Genomic DNA, 16,408 nt, shown 5'->3' on the forward strand with positions numbered 1-16,408 from the left:
CATGGCGAGCAAGCGCGACAAGAGGATGTCGCTCGACGACGCGGTCGGGGAACTGCGCAGCGGAATGACCATCGGCATCGGCGGCTGGGGTTCGCGCCGCAAGCCGATGGCGCTGGTCCGGGCGCTGCTGCGCTCGGATGTCACCGACCTCACCGTCGTCACCTACGGCGGCCCCGACCTGGGGTTGCTGTGCTCGGCGGGCAAGGTCACGAAGGCGTACTACGGTTTCGTGTCCCTCGATTCGGCCCCGTTCTACGACCCGTGGTTCGCGAAGGCGCGCACCGCGGGTGAGATCGAGGTCCGCGAAATGGACGAGGGCATGGTCAAGTGCGGCCTCGAGGCCGCCGCCGCCCGGCTGCCGTTCCTGCCGATCCGTGCCGGGCTCGGCTCCGACGTCCGGGGATTCTGGGGCGACGAACTGCGCACCGTCACCTCCCCCTACCCGGACGCGTCCGGCAAGCCGGAGACGCTGATCGCGATGCCGGCCCTCAATCTCGATGCGGCACTGGTTCATCTGAACCTCGGCGACAAGCACGGCAACGCCGCCTACACCGGAGTCGACCCCTACTTCGACGACCTGTACTGCGCGGCCGCGGAGAAGCGGTTCGTCTCCGTCGAGCGGGTGGTGGAAACCGAGGAACTGGTGAAAACCGTTCCACTGCAGAACCTCATCCTCAACCGCATGATGGTCGACGGCGTGGTCGAGGCCCCGAACGGGGCCCACTTCACCCTCGCCGGCGACAGCTACGGCCGCGACGAGAAGTTCCAGCGCCACTACGCGGAATCGGCGAAGACCCCCGAGGCGTGGCAGCAGTTCGTCGACACCTACCTGTCCGGCAGCGAGGACGACTACCAGGGCGCCGTGAAGAAATTTGCAGAGGAGCAGGCATGAGCGAGACGATCACCGAAGTCACCCGCGCGGAGTACTGCGCGATCGCGTGCGCCGACATCTTCTCCGGGGCAGGCGAGATCATGGCCAGCCCGATGGCGACCCTGCCCCTGATCGGCGCCCGCCTCGCGCGACTGACCACCGAACCCGACCTGCTGATCACCGACGGCGAGGCCCTGATCTTCGCCGACACCCCCGCCGTCGGCGCGAAGGCCCCGATCGAGGGCTGGATGCCGTTCCGAAAGGTCTTCGACGTCGTCGCCTCCGGTCGCCGCCATGTGGTGATGGGCGCCAACCAGATCGACCGGCACGGAAACCAGAACCTGTCGGCGTTCGGTCCGCTGCAGCAGCCCACGCGGCAGATGTTCGGCGTCCGCGGCGCTCCCGGCAACACGATCAACCACCCCACCAGCTACTGGGTGGGCAAGCACTCGTCGCGGGTGTTCTGCGACAAGGTCGACATCGTCTCGGGCGTCGGCTACGACCAGATCGACCCGGAAAACCCCGCATACCGCTTCCACCACCTGCACCGGGTGGTGAGCAACCTCGGGGTGTTCGACTTCGGCGGACCCGACCACACGTTCCGCGCGCTGTCGCTGCACCCCGGCGTCACCGCCGACCAGGTCGCCCAGAACACCTCGTTCGAGGTGGCAGGGCTCACCGACGCCGGCGTCACCCGCGAACCCACCGACGAGGAACTGCGGCTGATCCGCGAGGTCCTCGACCCCCGCAGCCTGCGCGACCGGGAGGTGTCGGTATGAGCACGCTCCGCACCGCGCTGACCGAGCTGGTCGGCGTCGAGCACCCGGTGGTCCAGACCGGGATGGGCTGGGTGGCCGGACCGCGGCTCGTCGCCGCCACCGCCAACGCCGGCGGTCTCGGCATCCTGGCATCGGCGACGATGACCTACACCGAACTCGAATCGGCGATCGCGAAGACGAAGACCCTCACCGACAAACCATTCGGGGTCAACATCCGCGCCGACGCCTCCGACGCCCCGCAACGCATCGACCTGCTCATCCGGGAGAACGTGCGCGTCGCGTCGTTCGCGCTGGCACCGAAGCAGGAACTGATCGCGAAGCTGAAAGCCGCCGGCGTGGTGGTCATCCCGTCGATCGGCGCCGCCAAACACGCAAAGAAGGTCGCCTCGTGGGGCGCCGACGCGGTGATCGTGCAGGGCGGCGAGGGCGGCGGGCACACCGGCCCCGTGGCCACCACACTGCTGCTGCCGTCGGTGCTCGACGCCGTCGACATCCCCGTCATCGCGGCGGGCGGCTTCTACGACGGACGCGGACTCGCCGCCGCCCTCGCCTACGGCGCCGCCGGCATCGCGATGGGCACCCGCTTCCTGCTCACCCAGGAATCGACGGTCCCCGACTCCGTCAAACAGCAATACCTCGCCCGGGGACTGCAGGACACCACCGTCTCCCGCAAGGTCGACGGCATGCCCCACCGGGTCCTCAACACCGACCTCGTCAACAGCCTCGAACACTCCGGCAACGTCCGCGGCCTCGTCGCGGCCGCCCGCAACGCGTCCAAGTTCAAGGCCATGACCGGCATGAAATGGTCGACGCTCGTCAAGGACGGCCTCGCCATGAAAAAGTCCAGCGACCGCACCTGGCAGCAGATCATCATGGCCGCCAACACCCCGATGCTGCTCAAGGCCGGGCTCGTCGAAGGCAACACCCACGCCGGCGTCCTCGCCTCCGGACAGGTCGTGGGACTGCTCGACGACCTGCCCACATGCAAGGACCTCATCGACGGCATCATCGCCGACGCGATCAAACGCATCGACGCACTCGGCGCCCTGCGCGCCTGAACCAACGGGACGCTCGTTCGATCTGACGCAACGAGCGTCCCGTTCGTCCGGCTAGGGGGTGGCAGCCTTCGCCGCGCTCAGCTGGATGACGCGGCCTTCGCCGCGCTCAGCTGGATGACGCGGCCTTCGCCGCGATGCGCGCCCGGACCTCCGGCCGTCGCAGCGGGGGCACCGTCTGCGGCGGCTGCTTCCGCGGCGGCAGTGCCGCGAGCAGCTTCGTGGTGGCCTCGGTGACGACGGCTACCGCCTCCTCGAAGGGCTCACGGTTGGCGTCCGACAGCTTCTGGATTCCGCTGACCTTCCGGACGTACTGACGCGCCGCCGCCTCGATCTCCTCCGCGGTGGCAGCCGGTTCGAGTCCGCGCAGCTCGGTGATGTTTCGGCACATGACTCGACGATAGCGCCGCACCGCCCTCGTCGCGGCTCCTCGGCGCTGGGCGAATGTACCTTTCGGCGCATCTGAGGCGCCGGAAGGTACATTCGCCCGTCGGGGTAGCGCGGCCTCAGCTGCGGGCGGGCTCCAGCGCGTCTTCGTCCGCGGGCACGGCGTCCGTCTCGACGTCCGGGAGCGGGGTGCGGGACCGCGCGGCCACGACTGCCGCGCCGAGCAGGACCAGCGCGATGAGGCACTGCGAGCTTCCGATCACCTCACGCACGGCCGCCTCCACCCAGCCGGACGACGAGGACTGCAGGACGAAGTTCGGGCCGATCAGGAAGATCAGGGTCGCGGCGCCGATCAGCGGACGCCAGCTGCGGTACTGCGGTGCGATCAGAATCGGAATCAACAGGATGCTGTATGCCCAGTGGTGCGTGACGGCGAACGGCGCGGCGAGCAGGGATGCCAGGGCCACGACCGACAGCGCGATCAGGTGCTCACCGGACCGGGTGAAGCGGTACGCCGACCACGCCGCGGCGGACACGATGACGGCTGCGCTGAGCACCCAGAGAATGCTGGCCAGGCGGCCCTCCGCCCCGAGCCGGGCGATGACGCCGGTGACGGCCTGGTTGCGGAAGAAGTCGGGTGCCCCCGCACGGCCGGTGGCGAAGAATTCGGTGGTCCAGAACCACACCGACGACTGCGGCAGCATCCAGAAGCCGAGGCCGACGGTGACCAGGATCGTGGCGAGGGATCGTCCGATCGAGCGGAAGTCGCGGCGGACGAGCAGGACCAGCAGAAAGGCCGCCGGGGTGATCTTGACGGCCGCGGCGAGACCGATCGCGACTCCGCGGAACCGCTTCGGGATCACACCGGTGCAGTCGGCGACCACGAGCGCCATCAGAATGATGTTGATCTGACCGAAGTCGAAGTTCGAGCGCATCGGCTCGAGGAGAAGTACCGGGCCCATCGACAGCAGAGCGAGAAGTTCGGGGCGTGCGACGTCGAGCTTCGACAGCGCCACCTTGACCATCCACCACACGAGTCCGAGGTTGAGGGCGCACCACAGCGCCTGCAGGACCGCGGGGTCGATCTCCGCCATCGGCGCGAAGAGGATCGCCGCGAAGGGTGCGTAGATGAACCTGAACCCGGAACTGCTCGGGAAGTCCGCGGAGTAGAGCGGCAGGCCGCTGACGAAGGCGTAGCCGGCGTCGCGGAACACGGAGAGGTCCATCAGGTAGCCCGTCGCCGCATCGAACTCTCGGTAGGCCACCGCCCCCAAGGAGAGGACGCCCACGAGGAGCGCGACGGCGTGGAGACGATAAGCCCTGAACTGCGATTCACTCTGTACCAAGAATTTGTTCTTTCATGATCGGCGTCGTGGTCAACGATCCACCGTAGCGGGCCGTGACCCAATCGTGACAAAGGCGAGGTCGCGGCGTCCGAACCGCGCACTTCGTCATAGTTTATTTAGACTGATATATTTCGATCATGCCTGCGCGTACTCTCGACAATCCCCTCGTCCTGCCGGTGCTCGGCCTGCTCCTCGAATCGCCGATGCACCCGTACCAGGTGGAAGTCACGCTGCGCGAGCGCAGCGAGGAGGGCCAGTGGCCGCTCAATCGCGGCTCGCTGAACAATGTGGTCGCGGCCCTCGCCTCGGCGGGCTGGATCGAGGAACACGAACGTGCGCAACGGGAAGGTCGGCCCGCCCGCACCGTCTACGCCCTCACCGAGGCCGGGCACGCGGAACTCGTGAGCCGACTCGACCTCCAGATCCGCAGTGCCGCACGAGAGTTCTCCCCGTTCTTCGCGGCGATCAGCTACCTCGGCGCGCTGGGACGCGAGGGCGCCGTGGACGCGCTCACCGAACGCGCCGAACGACTTACCGCGAGAATCGAATCCGACCAGGCACGGCACACCCGAGCGCTCGACGACGGAGTGCCTGCGCTGTTCGTCGTCGAAGCGGACTACGCACTCCACGCGGCGCGGGGCGAACTCGCCTGGATCGCGTCGACGATCTCCGACATCCACTCGGGCCGCCTCACCTGGCCCGCACCGCAGACGAAGGACGTGCGGGCGTGAGCCTCCGGTTCGGTATCTACCCCGGTCAGCCGGTCCCGAACGTCCCTTCGAGCCGATTCCGGGACCCGGGGTGGACGAGACGCGCGGCACTGACGAGGCCTCGCGAGGACCACGTGCGGCGCCGGATCATCAGGCACGGTTCGGCGCGCTCGATGTGGAGGAGCCGGCATTCCTCGGGTGACGCGAGGATCGCTTCGACCACGTGCTCGCCCCTCGTCAGGGGAGCCTCCACGCTCAGATAGTGATTGGGCGTCTGCTGGGTGAAGTCCTGATCGAGATACCCGGGCGCCTCGGCGGGATTGACGAACCGGTCTTCGAGCTGGATCGGTGTGTCGTCCTCGTAGTGGATCATCAGGGAGTGGAACACCTTGCCGCGGATCGAATCCCGGATGAAGGCGTTCGCCGGATCGGCGTCTTCCTCACGCACGTACACCACTTCGGTTCGATGGCGGTGTCCGCGTTGCTGGATCTCGTCCGCGATGTTCTTGACCTCGAACAGAGACGACGCCGTCTTCGTGGCCGCCACGAACGTCCCCACACCCATCAGGCGCACCACGAGACCCTCGGCGCTGAGTTCGCGCAGCGCGCGGTTGATGGTCATGCGGGAGAGGCCGAGAGCGCCGACGAGCTGATTCTCCGAGGGCAGCTGATCGCCCTCCTGCCAGCGGCCGGCGTTGATCTGCGACACGATCAACTGCTTGACGCGCTCGTACGCCGGGGCCGACTCCGTCCCCGGTCCGTTGTACAACGCAGCAAGCTCCGCGTCGACTACTGCGATCTCCACCACCACTGACACCCATCCCTCTGCAACACCGATGAACTTCCCGTGCAGTCGGCCGTTGCAGTCTATCGGCCGACTGCACGGGTAAGCCCTCATCGCGGTGCGCCCGGTGTCACCTCACCATGCTGCGGAGTTGCCTGGTCGCGACGGAGAGGGCCGCCAGGTCGTGCTCCCCCGACTCCGTGACGGCGTCGAGCGTGTGCCGGGCGCGCGCCAGCCGGGCCGCGTTGCGGTCCTCCCACTCCCCGATCTTCTGCTCCGCCGTGTCCACCACTTCACTGCCCGAGATCACGTCGAGGCACAGTGCCCGGACCGTGTCGTACAACTCGTCGCGCAACGACAACCGGGCCAGCGCGTTCCACCGGGTTCCCCGTCCCAGCTGCGAGACCCCCACCAGGAGGTGCACCAACCCGAGGCACTCCCCGAGCCGGTAGTACACCTCGGCCACTTCGCGGGGATCGCGTTGGGTGATGTCGGCGATCTCGACGATGTCCAGCAACGCGAACCGGTCCAGGAGCAGTTGCACCCGCCCGGCCAGGTCCGCGGGGACACCACGGGCCACCAGCGCGGCCGTGCGACTCCGGAGGTTCTCCGCGTCCTCACCGCAGAGCCAGCCCGCGACGCGCGGTGTCAGGTCCGCGACGCGGTCACGGAATCGGGCGATCTCCGCCCCGACCGCGAGCGGCTGGGGCCTGCGGGTCAGCATCCATCGCGACGCCCGGTCGAGCAGCCGCCGGGTGAACAGCGTGAGGTCGTCCGAGAGCGCGGCGTCGAGGTCGGCGTCCCGGATGTCGCGCCGGAGCGACGGCAGGTCGAACACGGCCGACACCACCGCGAACGCCCGCACGGCGTCGGCGCTGCTCGCTCCGGCCTCCTCGCCCAGCCGGAACGCGTAGGTGATGCCGCCGTTGTCGACGACGTCGTTGGTGAGGACCGTCGCGACGATCTCCCGGCGCAGCGGATGGTCGCCGATGGCGTCGCCGAAGGACTCCCGGAGCCTGCGCGGGAAGTACCCGGCGAGGGCGTCCGCGAAAGCCGGGCTGTCGGGCAGGTCGCCGGCCAGCAGGTCCGACTTCAGCGCCAGCTTCACGTGTGCCATGAGGGTCGCGAGTTCGGGTGAGGTGAGTCCCGTCTCCGCGCGCTCCCGGGCGGCGATCTCCTTCCTGGACGGCAGCACCTCGATGGCGCGGTCCAGACCGTAGCGGCCTTCCAGATGGCCGATGAGCCGTCCGTGCACCGTGAGGGATGCGGTTGCGTCGGCCCGGCACGTGCCCAGCACGTCGTTCTGGGCGACGTTGTCGGAGAGCACGAGACGCGACACCTCCCCGGACATCTCGGCGAGCAGACCCGTACGGTCGTCGGCGGCGAGACGGCCGCCGCTGACCAGGGCGTCGAGCAGAACCTTGATGTTGACCTCGTGGTCGGAGCAGTCCACGCCCGCCGAGTTGTCGAGAGCGTCCGTGTTGATTCGCCCTCCGGTGCGGGAGAATTCGATGCGTCCCAGCTGGGTGAAGCCGAGGTTGCCGCCCTCACCGACCACCCGGGCCCGGACGTCGGAACCGTCGACGCGGACGCCGTCGTTCCCCTTGTCCCCCACGTCGAGATGGGTTTCGGTGGCCGCCTTCACGTATGTTCCGATGCCGCCGTTCCACAGCAGATCCACCGGTGCCTGCAGGATCGCGCGGACGAGGTCCGGTGGGGACAGTTCGGTGGTCCCGGGGCTCAGTCCGAGTGCGCGCCGCGCCTCCTCGCTGATCGGAACACTCTTCCTCGACCGTTCCCACACACCGCCGCCTGCGCTGATCAGGCCGGGCGCATAGTCCGCCCACGACGACCGCGGCAGCGCGAAGAGCCGTTCCCGTTCCGCGAACGATGTGGCTGCGTCGGGGTTCGGGTCGAGGAACACGTGCCGGTGATCGAATGCGGCGACGAGCCGGATGTGCGGGCTCGCCAGCATTCCGTTGCCGAACACGTCGCCGCTCATGTCGCCGATCCCGACGGCCGTGAATTCCTGCGACTGGGTGTCGACACCCATTTCGCGGAAGTGCCGCTTCACGCTCTCCCACGCGCCCCGGGCGGTGATGCCGAGCGCCTTGTGGTCGTAGCCGACGGATCCACCCGACGCGAATGCGTCACCCAGCCAGAACCCGTACTGTGCGGCAACGTCGTTGGCGATGTCGGAGAACGTCGCGGTGCCCTTGTCCGCGGCGACGACGAGGTACGTGTCGTCGCCGTCGTGCCGCACCACTCTCGGCGCCGGGATCACGGCACCGGTCGCGAGGTCCACGTTGTCGGTGACGTCCAGCAGTCCGCTGATGAAACTGCGGTAGCAGCGAACGCCTTCGGCGCGTTGGGCGTCGCGATCGCGGAGCGGGTCGCCGGTGGGAGCGGGCGGGCGCGCGACGACGAACCCGCCCTTCGCGCCGACCGGCACGATCACCGAGTTCTTGACCGCCTGCGCCTTCACCAGGCCGAGCACCTCGGTGCGGAAGTCCTCCTTGCGGTCGGACCACCGCAGGCCTCCGCGCGCCACGGCGCCGAACCGCATGTGCACGCCCTCGACCCACGGCGAGTAGACGTAGATCTCGAAGCGGGGCCGCGGCTGCGGCAGTTCCGGGATCCGCTGCGGATCGAATTTGAACGACAGGACCTGACGTTCCCGGCCCGGGCGGGCGTAGCGGTTGGTGCGCAGCGTCGCCAGGACCACGTTCAGGTAGGCGCGCAGGATGCGGTCGGCGTCCAGGCCGAGCACGTCGCCGATCGCCGCTTCCAGCGAGGCGATCAGTTCGCCACACTCCTCAGCGCCGCCCGGATCAGCGCCGTCCGGATCAGTGCCGTCCGGATCGAACCTCGCGGCGAACAGCCGGATCAGCGCCTGGGAGATCTCCGGATGATCACCGAGGACCGTCGCGATGTGGTTCTGGCTGTAGGGGAATCCACCCTGCCGGAGGTACCGCGCGTAGGCCCGCAGCACCTCCACCTCACGCCAGTCCAGGCCCGCGCGGAGTACGAGTTCGTTGAAGCTGTCCGTCTCGGCGCGAGATGCCCAGGCCGCGGCGAACGTCTCCGTGAAGCGGCGCGGCAACGCGTCGTCCACCGGCCCCGGCAACGCGTAGCGGATCCTGAACTCGTACATCCAGCACACCGTTCCGCGACTGTTCGCGACCGTGTAGGGCCGCTCGTCGAGGACCGCGACGCCCATGCTCTGCAGGATCGGGAGAACATCGCTGAGCGAGGCGGATGCACCGCCGACGAAGAAGGTGAAGCGCCAGTCCGGCGCGTTCGCGTCGAGCCGCGTGTCGATCGCGCCGTCCGTCAGCCTCTCGAACACCACCAGATCGGCGTGGGCGCGCCGGGCGTCGAAGTCGTGCTTGTACACCTCCGGGAAGTGCTCCGAATAGTGCGCGAGGAGTTCGCGTTCGGCGGTGGCGAGTTCGTCGTGGAACCGGTCGTCCCAGGTCCGGCAGACCCGGGAGATCCGACGCTGGATCTCCAGTCGCCGGGTGTCCGTCACCTCGGTGTCCGCCGGGACCCGCATCGTGAAGTGCACCATCGCCAGCGGGTACTCGGACACGTTCGTGGTGTATTCGACTGCGGTGCCGTCCAGTTCGTCCAGCAGGACGCGCTGGGTCGCCAGACGCGTCCGCGTGTTGTACCGATCGCGGGGAATGAACACCAGCGCCGACATGCTGTCGCCCGGGACGTCCGTGCGCAGGAAGAGGTGAATGTGCTCGCGCGCGGTGATGCCGGCGACCTCGGTGAGGGCCGAATGCAGCGAATCCGGGCTCGCCGCGAACAACTCGGTCAGCGGCAGCGCCTGCACGACCTGCAGCACGGCCTGTCCGGAGAACGAGTCGATGTCGAAACCGGCACGATCGAGCAGGGCCCGCACCCGGCGTCCCGCACCCGGGATGTCCAGGACGTTCTCGTGCCTGCCCGCGGGGGTGAACGCGCCGACGAAGCGGTGCTCCACTCCTCCGGCCCGAACCCCGACCACCGACGGGTACGACGACCGGTGCACGGACACCGGAAGCGCCGCCTGCCCGATCGCCAGGACGGGACCGGGTTCCGTGGCCGGCGCCCGATCACCCTCGCGGTCGTGGAGCACGCCGAGACTCTCCTCGGGTGCGCCGTCGGCGCCGTACCGCGCGTACCCGAGGACGGTGAAGTTGCCCGCCTCGCACCACCGCAGGAAGTCGGCGGCCTCGCGGACTTCTTCGGACAGCGAGTCCTGCCCGGTCTGCGAGTCGAGGTGTTCGGAGACCTGGATCTGCAGTTCGCGCATGCGCGCCAGATCCCGGTCCACCCGGCGCACGTCGGCGAGGACGGTGTGCAACGCCTCGACCAGCGCCGCGACGACGGAGTCCGCGGTGTCGGAGCGCAGTCCCACGTGAATCCACGACTCCGTCGTCCCCGAGTCGCTCACAGGCGAGAGGTCGGTGAGGGTGCCCGACTCCGCGCGGCGGGCGACGAGGACAGGATGCAGCGCCTCCTCGATCGGGGCGCCGACCCTGGCCGCGGTCAGCAGTACCGATTCGACGAGCAGTGCCATGTCGTCGGTGACGATCTGCACCGCGGGCCCGATCCCGCTGGGGTCTGCGGCGTCGATTCCGCGCACCACCGCGGTCCCGGGGTTCCGGTGTCGCCCGGTCTCGAGATGCGTGTTCGCGATGCGATCACGCGCCTGCGGATCTGCGCCGTCGGCGGTGGGATGACCGGCGGTGCGGAGGTAGAGGTCGCGGAAACGCTGGGGCGCTTCCGGAGCGGAAAACTGCTGTTCATCGCGCTCGAGCGAATGTGAGGACGTCGAAATTACTCTCATGTCAGTACCTTCCGTCGGAAGCATCGACACTCCCGACTGGTGCAATGGCGGGCCGGCACGCCTCTCGGCTGGGTCCTTGGAGAACGCTTGACAGGGGGTTGTCTATACAGGACTATACATCTAAGGCGATAAAAAACGTGAGTCAGAGCACACTGGATTCAGGACATGGGATAGAGCACCCGGGACCGACCCAGCAGCGCCGGACTCGTCACAGAGAGACAAACAGGCCTATGACACACGAGGGACCTCCCGAGATCAGCCTCGCGCCGGAGCGTCGCACCATCGACGTCGTTCCGGACGACGAGCGCCACGGATCTCCGCGCAGCCAGTTCACGCTCTGGTTCGGCGCCAACATGCAGATCACCGCGATCGTCGACGGCGCCCTCGCGGTCGTCTTCGGCGCCGACGCGCTGTGGGCCATCGTCGGCCTGCTGATCGGCAATCTCTTCGGCGGTGCCGTCATGGCGCTGCACTCCGCCCAGGGACCGCGCCTCGGCCTGCCCCAGATGATCTCGAGCCGGGCCCAGTTCGGCGTTCTGGGCGCCGTGCTGCCGCTGATCCTCGTCGTCCTGATGTACCTCGGTTTCGCCGCCACCGGCAGCGTGCTCGCAGGTCAGGCCGTGAACGAGATCCTCCACATCGACAACCCGACGGTCGGCATCCTCATCTTCGGCGCGATGACCGCGTTCGTGGCGGTGACCGGATACAAACTCATCCATGTGGTCGGCAAGATCGCGACCGTCGTGGGCATCATCGGATTCACCTATCTCGCGATTCGCCTGTTCGCCGAGTACGACGTGGCCGCGTTCGTCGGGAACAAGGGCTTCGACATCGTCACGTTCCTCCTCGCGATCTCGCTCGGCGCCGGCTGGCAGCTGACGTTCGGACCGTACGTCGCGGACTACTCCCGCTACCTGCCGCGCTCGACGAGCGAGCGCAAGACGTTCTGGTCGACGTTCGCGGGCAGCGTGATCGGCTCGCAGTGGTCGATGACGCTGGGCGCACTCGTCGCCGCCGTGGCCGGGGATGCGTTCCTCAGCGACCAGGTCGGCTTCATCGGCGAACTCGCCGGACCCGCCGCGATCGCCCTGATGATCTACCTGGTGATCCTGGTCGGGAAGCTCACCGTCAACTGCCTCAACGCCTACGGCGGGTTCATGTCGATCCTCACCACGGTGACCGCCTTCAACGGACAGTCGCGCATCTCGTCCCGGGCCCGCACCCTGTACATCATCGGGTTCGTCGCGATCTCGATGCTCATCGCGATCGGCGCCAGCGCCGACTTCCTCAACAACTTCAAGAACTTCGTCCTCGTGCTGCTGATGGTCTTCACTCCCTGGAGCGCCATCAACCTGATCGACTACTACCTCATCTCCAAGGAGCGCGTGGACATTCCGGCGCTGTACGACCCGGCGGGCCGCTACGGCCGCTGGAACAAGACGGCGATGATCTGTTACACCGTCGGCGTTCTCGCGCAGATCCCATTCCTCGCCCAGAAGCTCTACACCGGACCCGTCACGGAAATGCTGGGCGGCGCGGACATCTCGTGGATCGTCGGCATCGTCTTCACCGGCGCCATCTACTACCCGCTCGCGCGGCGCAGCAGCAACCCACCCCCGTCGATGATCTATCCGGCCAGTACCGCCATGGCGGATTCGCGACTGTGAATCACGCTGACACCCAGACTTTTCCTTCTTCCTCGTTCGACCATCAAGGAGTACACGACATGACCACCACGACGCCTCCGGTTTCCGGACCCCGCCACGTGTCGGCGCCCCGCGGCACCGAACTGACGACACTCGGCTGGCAGCAAGAAGGCGCCCTGCGCATGCTGATGAACAACCTCGACCCCGAGGTCGCCGAGCATCCCGACTCCCTCGTCGTCTACGGCGGCACCGGCAAGGCCGCGCGCAGCTGGGAGGCGTTCGACGCGATGGTCCGGACGTTGAAGACCCTGAAGTCCGACGAGACGATGCTGGTGCAGTCCGGAAAGCCGGTGGGCGTGTTCCGCACCAGCGAGTGGGCGCCCCGAGTCCTCCTCGCGAACTCGAACCTGGTGGGCGACTGGGCCAACTGGGAGGAGTTCCGCAAGCTCGACGCCCTCGGCCTGATCATGTACGGGCAGATGACGGCCGGGTCGTGGATCTACATCGGCACGCAGGGCATCCTGCAGGGCACGTACGAGACGTTCGGCGCGGTGGGCCGGAAGCGCTTCGGCGGTTCGCTCGCGGGCACCATCACGCTGACGGCCGGGCTCGGCGGCATGGGCGGCGCCCAGCCCCTCGCCGTGACGATGAACGACGGCGTCGCGATCTGCGTCGACTGCGACGTCACCCGCATCGACCGCCGGATCGCGCACAAGTACCTCGACACCAAGGCCACCGACATCCACGACGCCCTGCGTCTCGCGATCGAGGCCCGCGACGCGAAGCGCCCGCTGTCGATCGGCCTCGAAGGCAACGCCGCGGAGATCTTCCCCGAACTGCTCGCCATGAACGCCCCCATCGACATCGTCACCGACCAGACGTCGGCACACGACCCGCTGTCGTACCTGCCGCTCGGGGTCGATTTCGCCGACATGAAGGCGATGGCCGACAAGGACCCGGTGAAGTTCACCGAGGACTCCCGCGCGTCGATGGCACGGCACGTCGCCGCGATGGTCGGCTTCCTCGACAAGGGTGCCGAGGTGTTCGACTACGGCAACTCCATCCGTGACGAGGCCCGCAAGGCCGGCTACTACCGCGCGTTCGACTTCCCCGGATTCGTGCCCGCCTACATCCGTCCGCTGTTCGAGGAGGGCCTCGGCCCGTTCCGCTGGGCCGCGCTGTCGGGTGACCCGAAGGACATCGCCGCCACCGACAAGGCGATCCTCGAACTGTTCCCCGAGAACGAGCACCTCAAGCGCTGGATCACGATGGCGGGCGAGAAGGTGGCGTTCGAGGGCCTGCCGGCCCGGATCTGCTGGCTCGGTTACGGCGAACGGCACAAGGCCGGCCTGAAGTTCAACGAGATGGTGGCGTCCGGCGAGCTGTCCGCGCCCGTCGCCATCGGCCGCGACCACCTCGACTCCGGATCCGTCGCGTCCCCGTACCGCGAGACCGAGTCGATGCTCGACGGCTCCGACGCGATCGCCGACTGGCCGCTGCTCAACGCACTCGTCAACACCGCGTCGGGGGCGTCGTGGGTGTCCATCCACCAGGGCGGCGGCGTCGGCATGGGACGGTCCATCCACGCCGGTCAGGTGTGCATCGCGGACGGCACCGATCTGGCCGCCGAGAAGCTGGAGCGGGTCCTGACCAACGATCCCGGCATGGGCGTCATCCGGCACGCCGACGCCGGATACGACCACGCGATCGACGTCGCCAAGGAGCGCGGCGTGCGCGTGCCGATGTCCGAAGGATGACCGCAGGCCCGAGCGACCGTATTTTCGAACCACTGGAAGGAACAGCAGTGACAGCGAACACCTCCCGCTCCACAGTGCTGACCGGCATCGGCACCCTGGTGACCAACGACCCGACAGTGGGGGAAGGTCCGCTCGGGCTGATCCGCGACGCCGCCGTCGTCTTCGACGGCGGCGTGGTGGCCTGGGTCGGCCGCGCCGACTCGGCGCCTGCCGGCGACGTCGGGCACGATCTCGACGGCCGGGCGGTGCTGCCGGGCTTCGTGGAGAGCCACTCGCACCTCGTGTTCGGCGGGGAACGCGCGGAGGAATTCGCGGCGCGCATGGCGGGACAGCCGTACGCGGCGGGAGGTATCCGCAACACGATCGAGGCGACGCGGAACGCGACCGACGAACAGCTCGAGGCGAACACGCGGCGGTTGCTGGACGAGTCCCTGCGGTCGGGCAGCACCACCGTGGAGTGCAAGACCGGGTACGGGCAGACGGTCGCGCACGAACTGCGCAGCACGACGATCGCGGCGTCCCTCACCGACGAGGTGACGCTGCTCGCCGCTCACGTTCCGCCGCCGGAATACGCGGGGCGCGCCGACGACTACGTCGCCATGGTGTGCGCGGAGATGATCGACGCCTGTGCACCGCAGGCGAAATGGATCGACGTGTTCTGCGAGACCGGCGCGTTCGACCGCGATCAGGCACACGCGGTTCTCACCGCCGGAATGGCGAAGGGGCTCATCCCCCGCGTCCACGGCAACCAGCTCCGCGAGGGCCCCGGAGTCCAGCTCGCCGTCGAACTGGGGGCCGCGTCCGTCGACCACGTCTGCTACACCACGCAGGCCGACATCGATGCGCTGGCACAGAGTTCGACGGTGGCCACTCTCCTGCCCGGCGCCGATTTCTCGACCCGGAACAAGTACCCGGACGCCCGGGCCCTGCTCGACGCGGGGGTCACGGTGGCGCTCGGTGCGGATTGCAACCCCGGCACCAGCTACACCACCAGCCTGCCGTTCTGCATCGCGATCGCGGTGCGGGACATGCACATGACCCCGGACGAAGCCGTCTGGGCGGCGACCGCGGGCGGTGCCCGGGCACTGCAACGTGCCGACGTCGGGGTCCTGCGCCCCGGAGCGCGGGCCGATGCCCTCGCCCTCGACGCACCGTCGTACCTACACTTGGCCTACCGGCCCGGCGTCCCCCTGGTCCGCGATGTGTGGCGGGGCGGCGAACTCGCCTGGTCCGCGCACACCGGTCACGAGAAAGCGAGGGCCCTGCGATGATGGAGAACCTGCTGATTCCCCCACCCCCCTGGATCGGCAGGGTGGACGGCACGTCGAGTCACCACCTCCGCTGGCACCAGGCGGTCACGCCACTTCACGACGACTCCGAACCCGGCGCCTGCGTGTTCGTCGGCTTCTCGAGCGACGAGGGCGTGGAGCGGAACAAGGGTCGCCGCGGGGCGGCCCGCGGGCCGGACGCGCTGCGGGCCGCGCTGGCGTCGATGGCGCTCGCCGAGCCGCTCCGCGCGTACGACGCCGGCACCGTCGCGGTCACCGACAATCGTCTCGAGGCCGGGCAGATGGCGCTCGGCTCCGTGGTCGCCGCGACGCTCGACGCCGGCCAGTTCCCGGTGGTCCTCGGCGGCGGCCACGAGGTGGCCTACGGGACGTACCTCGGTCTGGCACAGGCAGCCGTCCGCACACCCAAGCGGCGGATCGGGATCCTGAACCTGGACGCCCACTTCGACCTGCGGTCCGATCCGGTCCCCAGTTCGGGCACACCGTTCCGGCAGATCCTCGAACAGGAGCACGCGGCGGGCACCGCCCTGCAGTACTCCGTGCTCGGCATCAGCCAGCCGAGCAACACCACCGCGCTGTTCGACACCGCACGCGGATACGACGTCCGGTACCTCCTGGACGACGACTGCTCGGTCTCCGACCGGCACCGGGTGGCCGTCTTCGTCAGCGAGTTCCTGTCGGACGTCGATCTCGTTTACCTCACCATCGACCTCGACGTCCTTCCCGCCGCCGTCGCACCGGGAGTGAGCGCTCCCGCCGCGTACGGCGTGCCTGCGGAGACGATCCAATTCGTCTGCGACGCCGTCGCCGCCAGTGGCAAGCTCGCCGTGTGCGATGTGGCCGAACTCAATCCGTCGTTCGACATCGACAACCGCACCGCCCGCACCGCGGCCCGGTTGATCCATCGGATCGTCACGAAGCGGGTTCCCATCGTCCGCTGAGGT

The 16,408-nt window shown here is 68.4% G+C and carries 12 protein-coding genes; 8 read left to right on the top strand and 4 right to left on the bottom strand.

Annotated features, from left to right (window positions below; translation table 11 throughout):
- Window position 1 precedes the first annotated feature (1 nt).
- Genes ipdA through ipdC form a run of 3 tightly spaced genes read left to right on the top strand, consistent with a single transcriptional unit; the run spans window position 2 to window position 2,708 of the window.
- Window positions 2-892 carry a cholesterol ring-cleaving hydrolase subunit IpdA gene (ipdA, locus tag HGB39_RS11320; protein WP_005563742.1) on the top strand — a complete coding sequence of 297 codons (891 nt, stop codon included), beginning with the start codon at window positions 2-4 and terminating at the stop codon, window positions 890-892.
- Entirely contained in the window at window positions 889-1,650 is a 762-nt protein-coding gene (gene ipdB, locus HGB39_RS11325; RefSeq protein ID WP_005563741.1) for a cholesterol ring-cleaving hydrolase subunit IpdB, read from the top strand. The genes ipdA and ipdB overlap by 4 nt, the downstream gene beginning before the upstream one ends.
- Entirely contained in the window at window positions 1,647-2,708 is a 1,062-nt protein-coding gene (ipdC, locus tag HGB39_RS11330; RefSeq protein ID WP_005563740.1) for a (3aS,4S,5R,7aS)-5-hydroxy-7a-methyl-1-oxo-octahydro-1H-indene-4-carboxyl-CoA dehydrogenase, read from the top strand. Before ipdB ends, ipdC begins: the two co-directional genes overlap by 4 nt.
- A gap of 106 nt (window positions 2,709-2,814) precedes the next feature.
- Here the strand turns inward: ipdC and HGB39_RS11335 are convergent, their stop codons facing one another.
- Together HGB39_RS11335 and HGB39_RS11340 are read right to left on the bottom strand one after the other, a co-directional pair.
- The gene (locus tag HGB39_RS11335; RefSeq protein WP_005258716.1) at window positions 2,815-3,096 is read right to left on the bottom strand and encodes a DUF2277 domain-containing protein; all 282 of its coding nucleotides are present in this window, start codon (window positions 3,094-3,096) and stop codon (window positions 2,815-2,817) included.
- Between the two features lie 115 nt (window positions 3,097-3,211).
- Window positions 3,212-4,438, bottom strand: coding sequence for a glycosyltransferase family 87 protein (locus HGB39_RS11340; RefSeq protein WP_064080739.1), 1,227 nt, complete (start codon window positions 4,436-4,438; stop codon window positions 3,212-3,214).
- A gap of 137 nt (window positions 4,439-4,575) precedes the next feature.
- Here HGB39_RS11340 and HGB39_RS11345 point away from each other — a divergent pair, with 137 nt between their 5' ends.
- Complete coding sequence (locus HGB39_RS11345; RefSeq protein WP_043790879.1) at window positions 4,576-5,169, top strand: PadR family transcriptional regulator; 594 nt, start codon at window positions 4,576-4,578, stop codon at window positions 5,167-5,169.
- Window positions 5,170-5,194: 25 nt separating this feature from the next.
- Here the strand turns inward: HGB39_RS11345 and hutC are convergent, their stop codons facing one another.
- On the bottom strand, window positions 5,195-5,959 hold the full coding sequence (gene hutC / locus HGB39_RS11350) for a histidine utilization transcriptional repressor HutC (protein ID WP_005258713.1): 765 nt from the start codon (window positions 5,957-5,959) through the stop codon (window positions 5,195-5,197).
- Between the two features lie 103 nt (window positions 5,960-6,062).
- Window positions 6,063-10,772, bottom strand: coding sequence for an NAD-glutamate dehydrogenase (locus HGB39_RS11355; protein ID WP_005568934.1), 4,710 nt, complete (start codon window positions 10,770-10,772; stop codon window positions 6,063-6,065).
- 230 nt (window positions 10,773-11,002) lie between these two features.
- Between HGB39_RS11355 and HGB39_RS11360 the strand changes: the two genes are divergently transcribed.
- From HGB39_RS11360 to hutG, 4 genes are read left to right on the top strand one after another with little or no spacing between them, the layout of a single operon-like run.
- On the top strand, window positions 11,003-12,439 hold the full coding sequence (locus HGB39_RS11360; RefSeq protein WP_005568936.1) for a purine-cytosine permease family protein: 1,437 nt from the start codon (window positions 11,003-11,005) through the stop codon (window positions 12,437-12,439).
- A 59-nt stretch (window positions 12,440-12,498) separates the two neighbouring features.
- Complete coding sequence (gene hutU, locus HGB39_RS11365; RefSeq protein ID WP_005568938.1) at window positions 12,499-14,175, top strand: urocanate hydratase; 1,677 nt, start codon at window positions 12,499-12,501, stop codon at window positions 14,173-14,175.
- 47 nt (window positions 14,176-14,222) lie between these two features.
- Entirely contained in the window at window positions 14,223-15,446 is a 1,224-nt protein-coding gene (gene hutI, locus HGB39_RS11370) for an imidazolonepropionase (RefSeq protein WP_005568940.1), read from the top strand.
- Window positions 15,443-16,405 carry a formimidoylglutamase gene (gene hutG, locus HGB39_RS11375; RefSeq protein WP_064080738.1) on the top strand — a complete coding sequence of 321 codons (963 nt, stop codon included), beginning with the start codon at window positions 15,443-15,445 and terminating at the stop codon, window positions 16,403-16,405. The genes hutI and hutG overlap by 4 nt, the downstream gene beginning before the upstream one ends.
- Window positions 16,406-16,408 lie beyond the last annotated feature (3 nt).

Origin of the sequence: Rhodococcus opacus (assembly GCF_012396235.1) — a bacterium.
In the GTDB taxonomy this organism is placed as follows: Bacteria; Actinomycetota; Actinomycetes; order Mycobacteriales; family Mycobacteriaceae; genus Rhodococcus_F; species Rhodococcus_F opacus.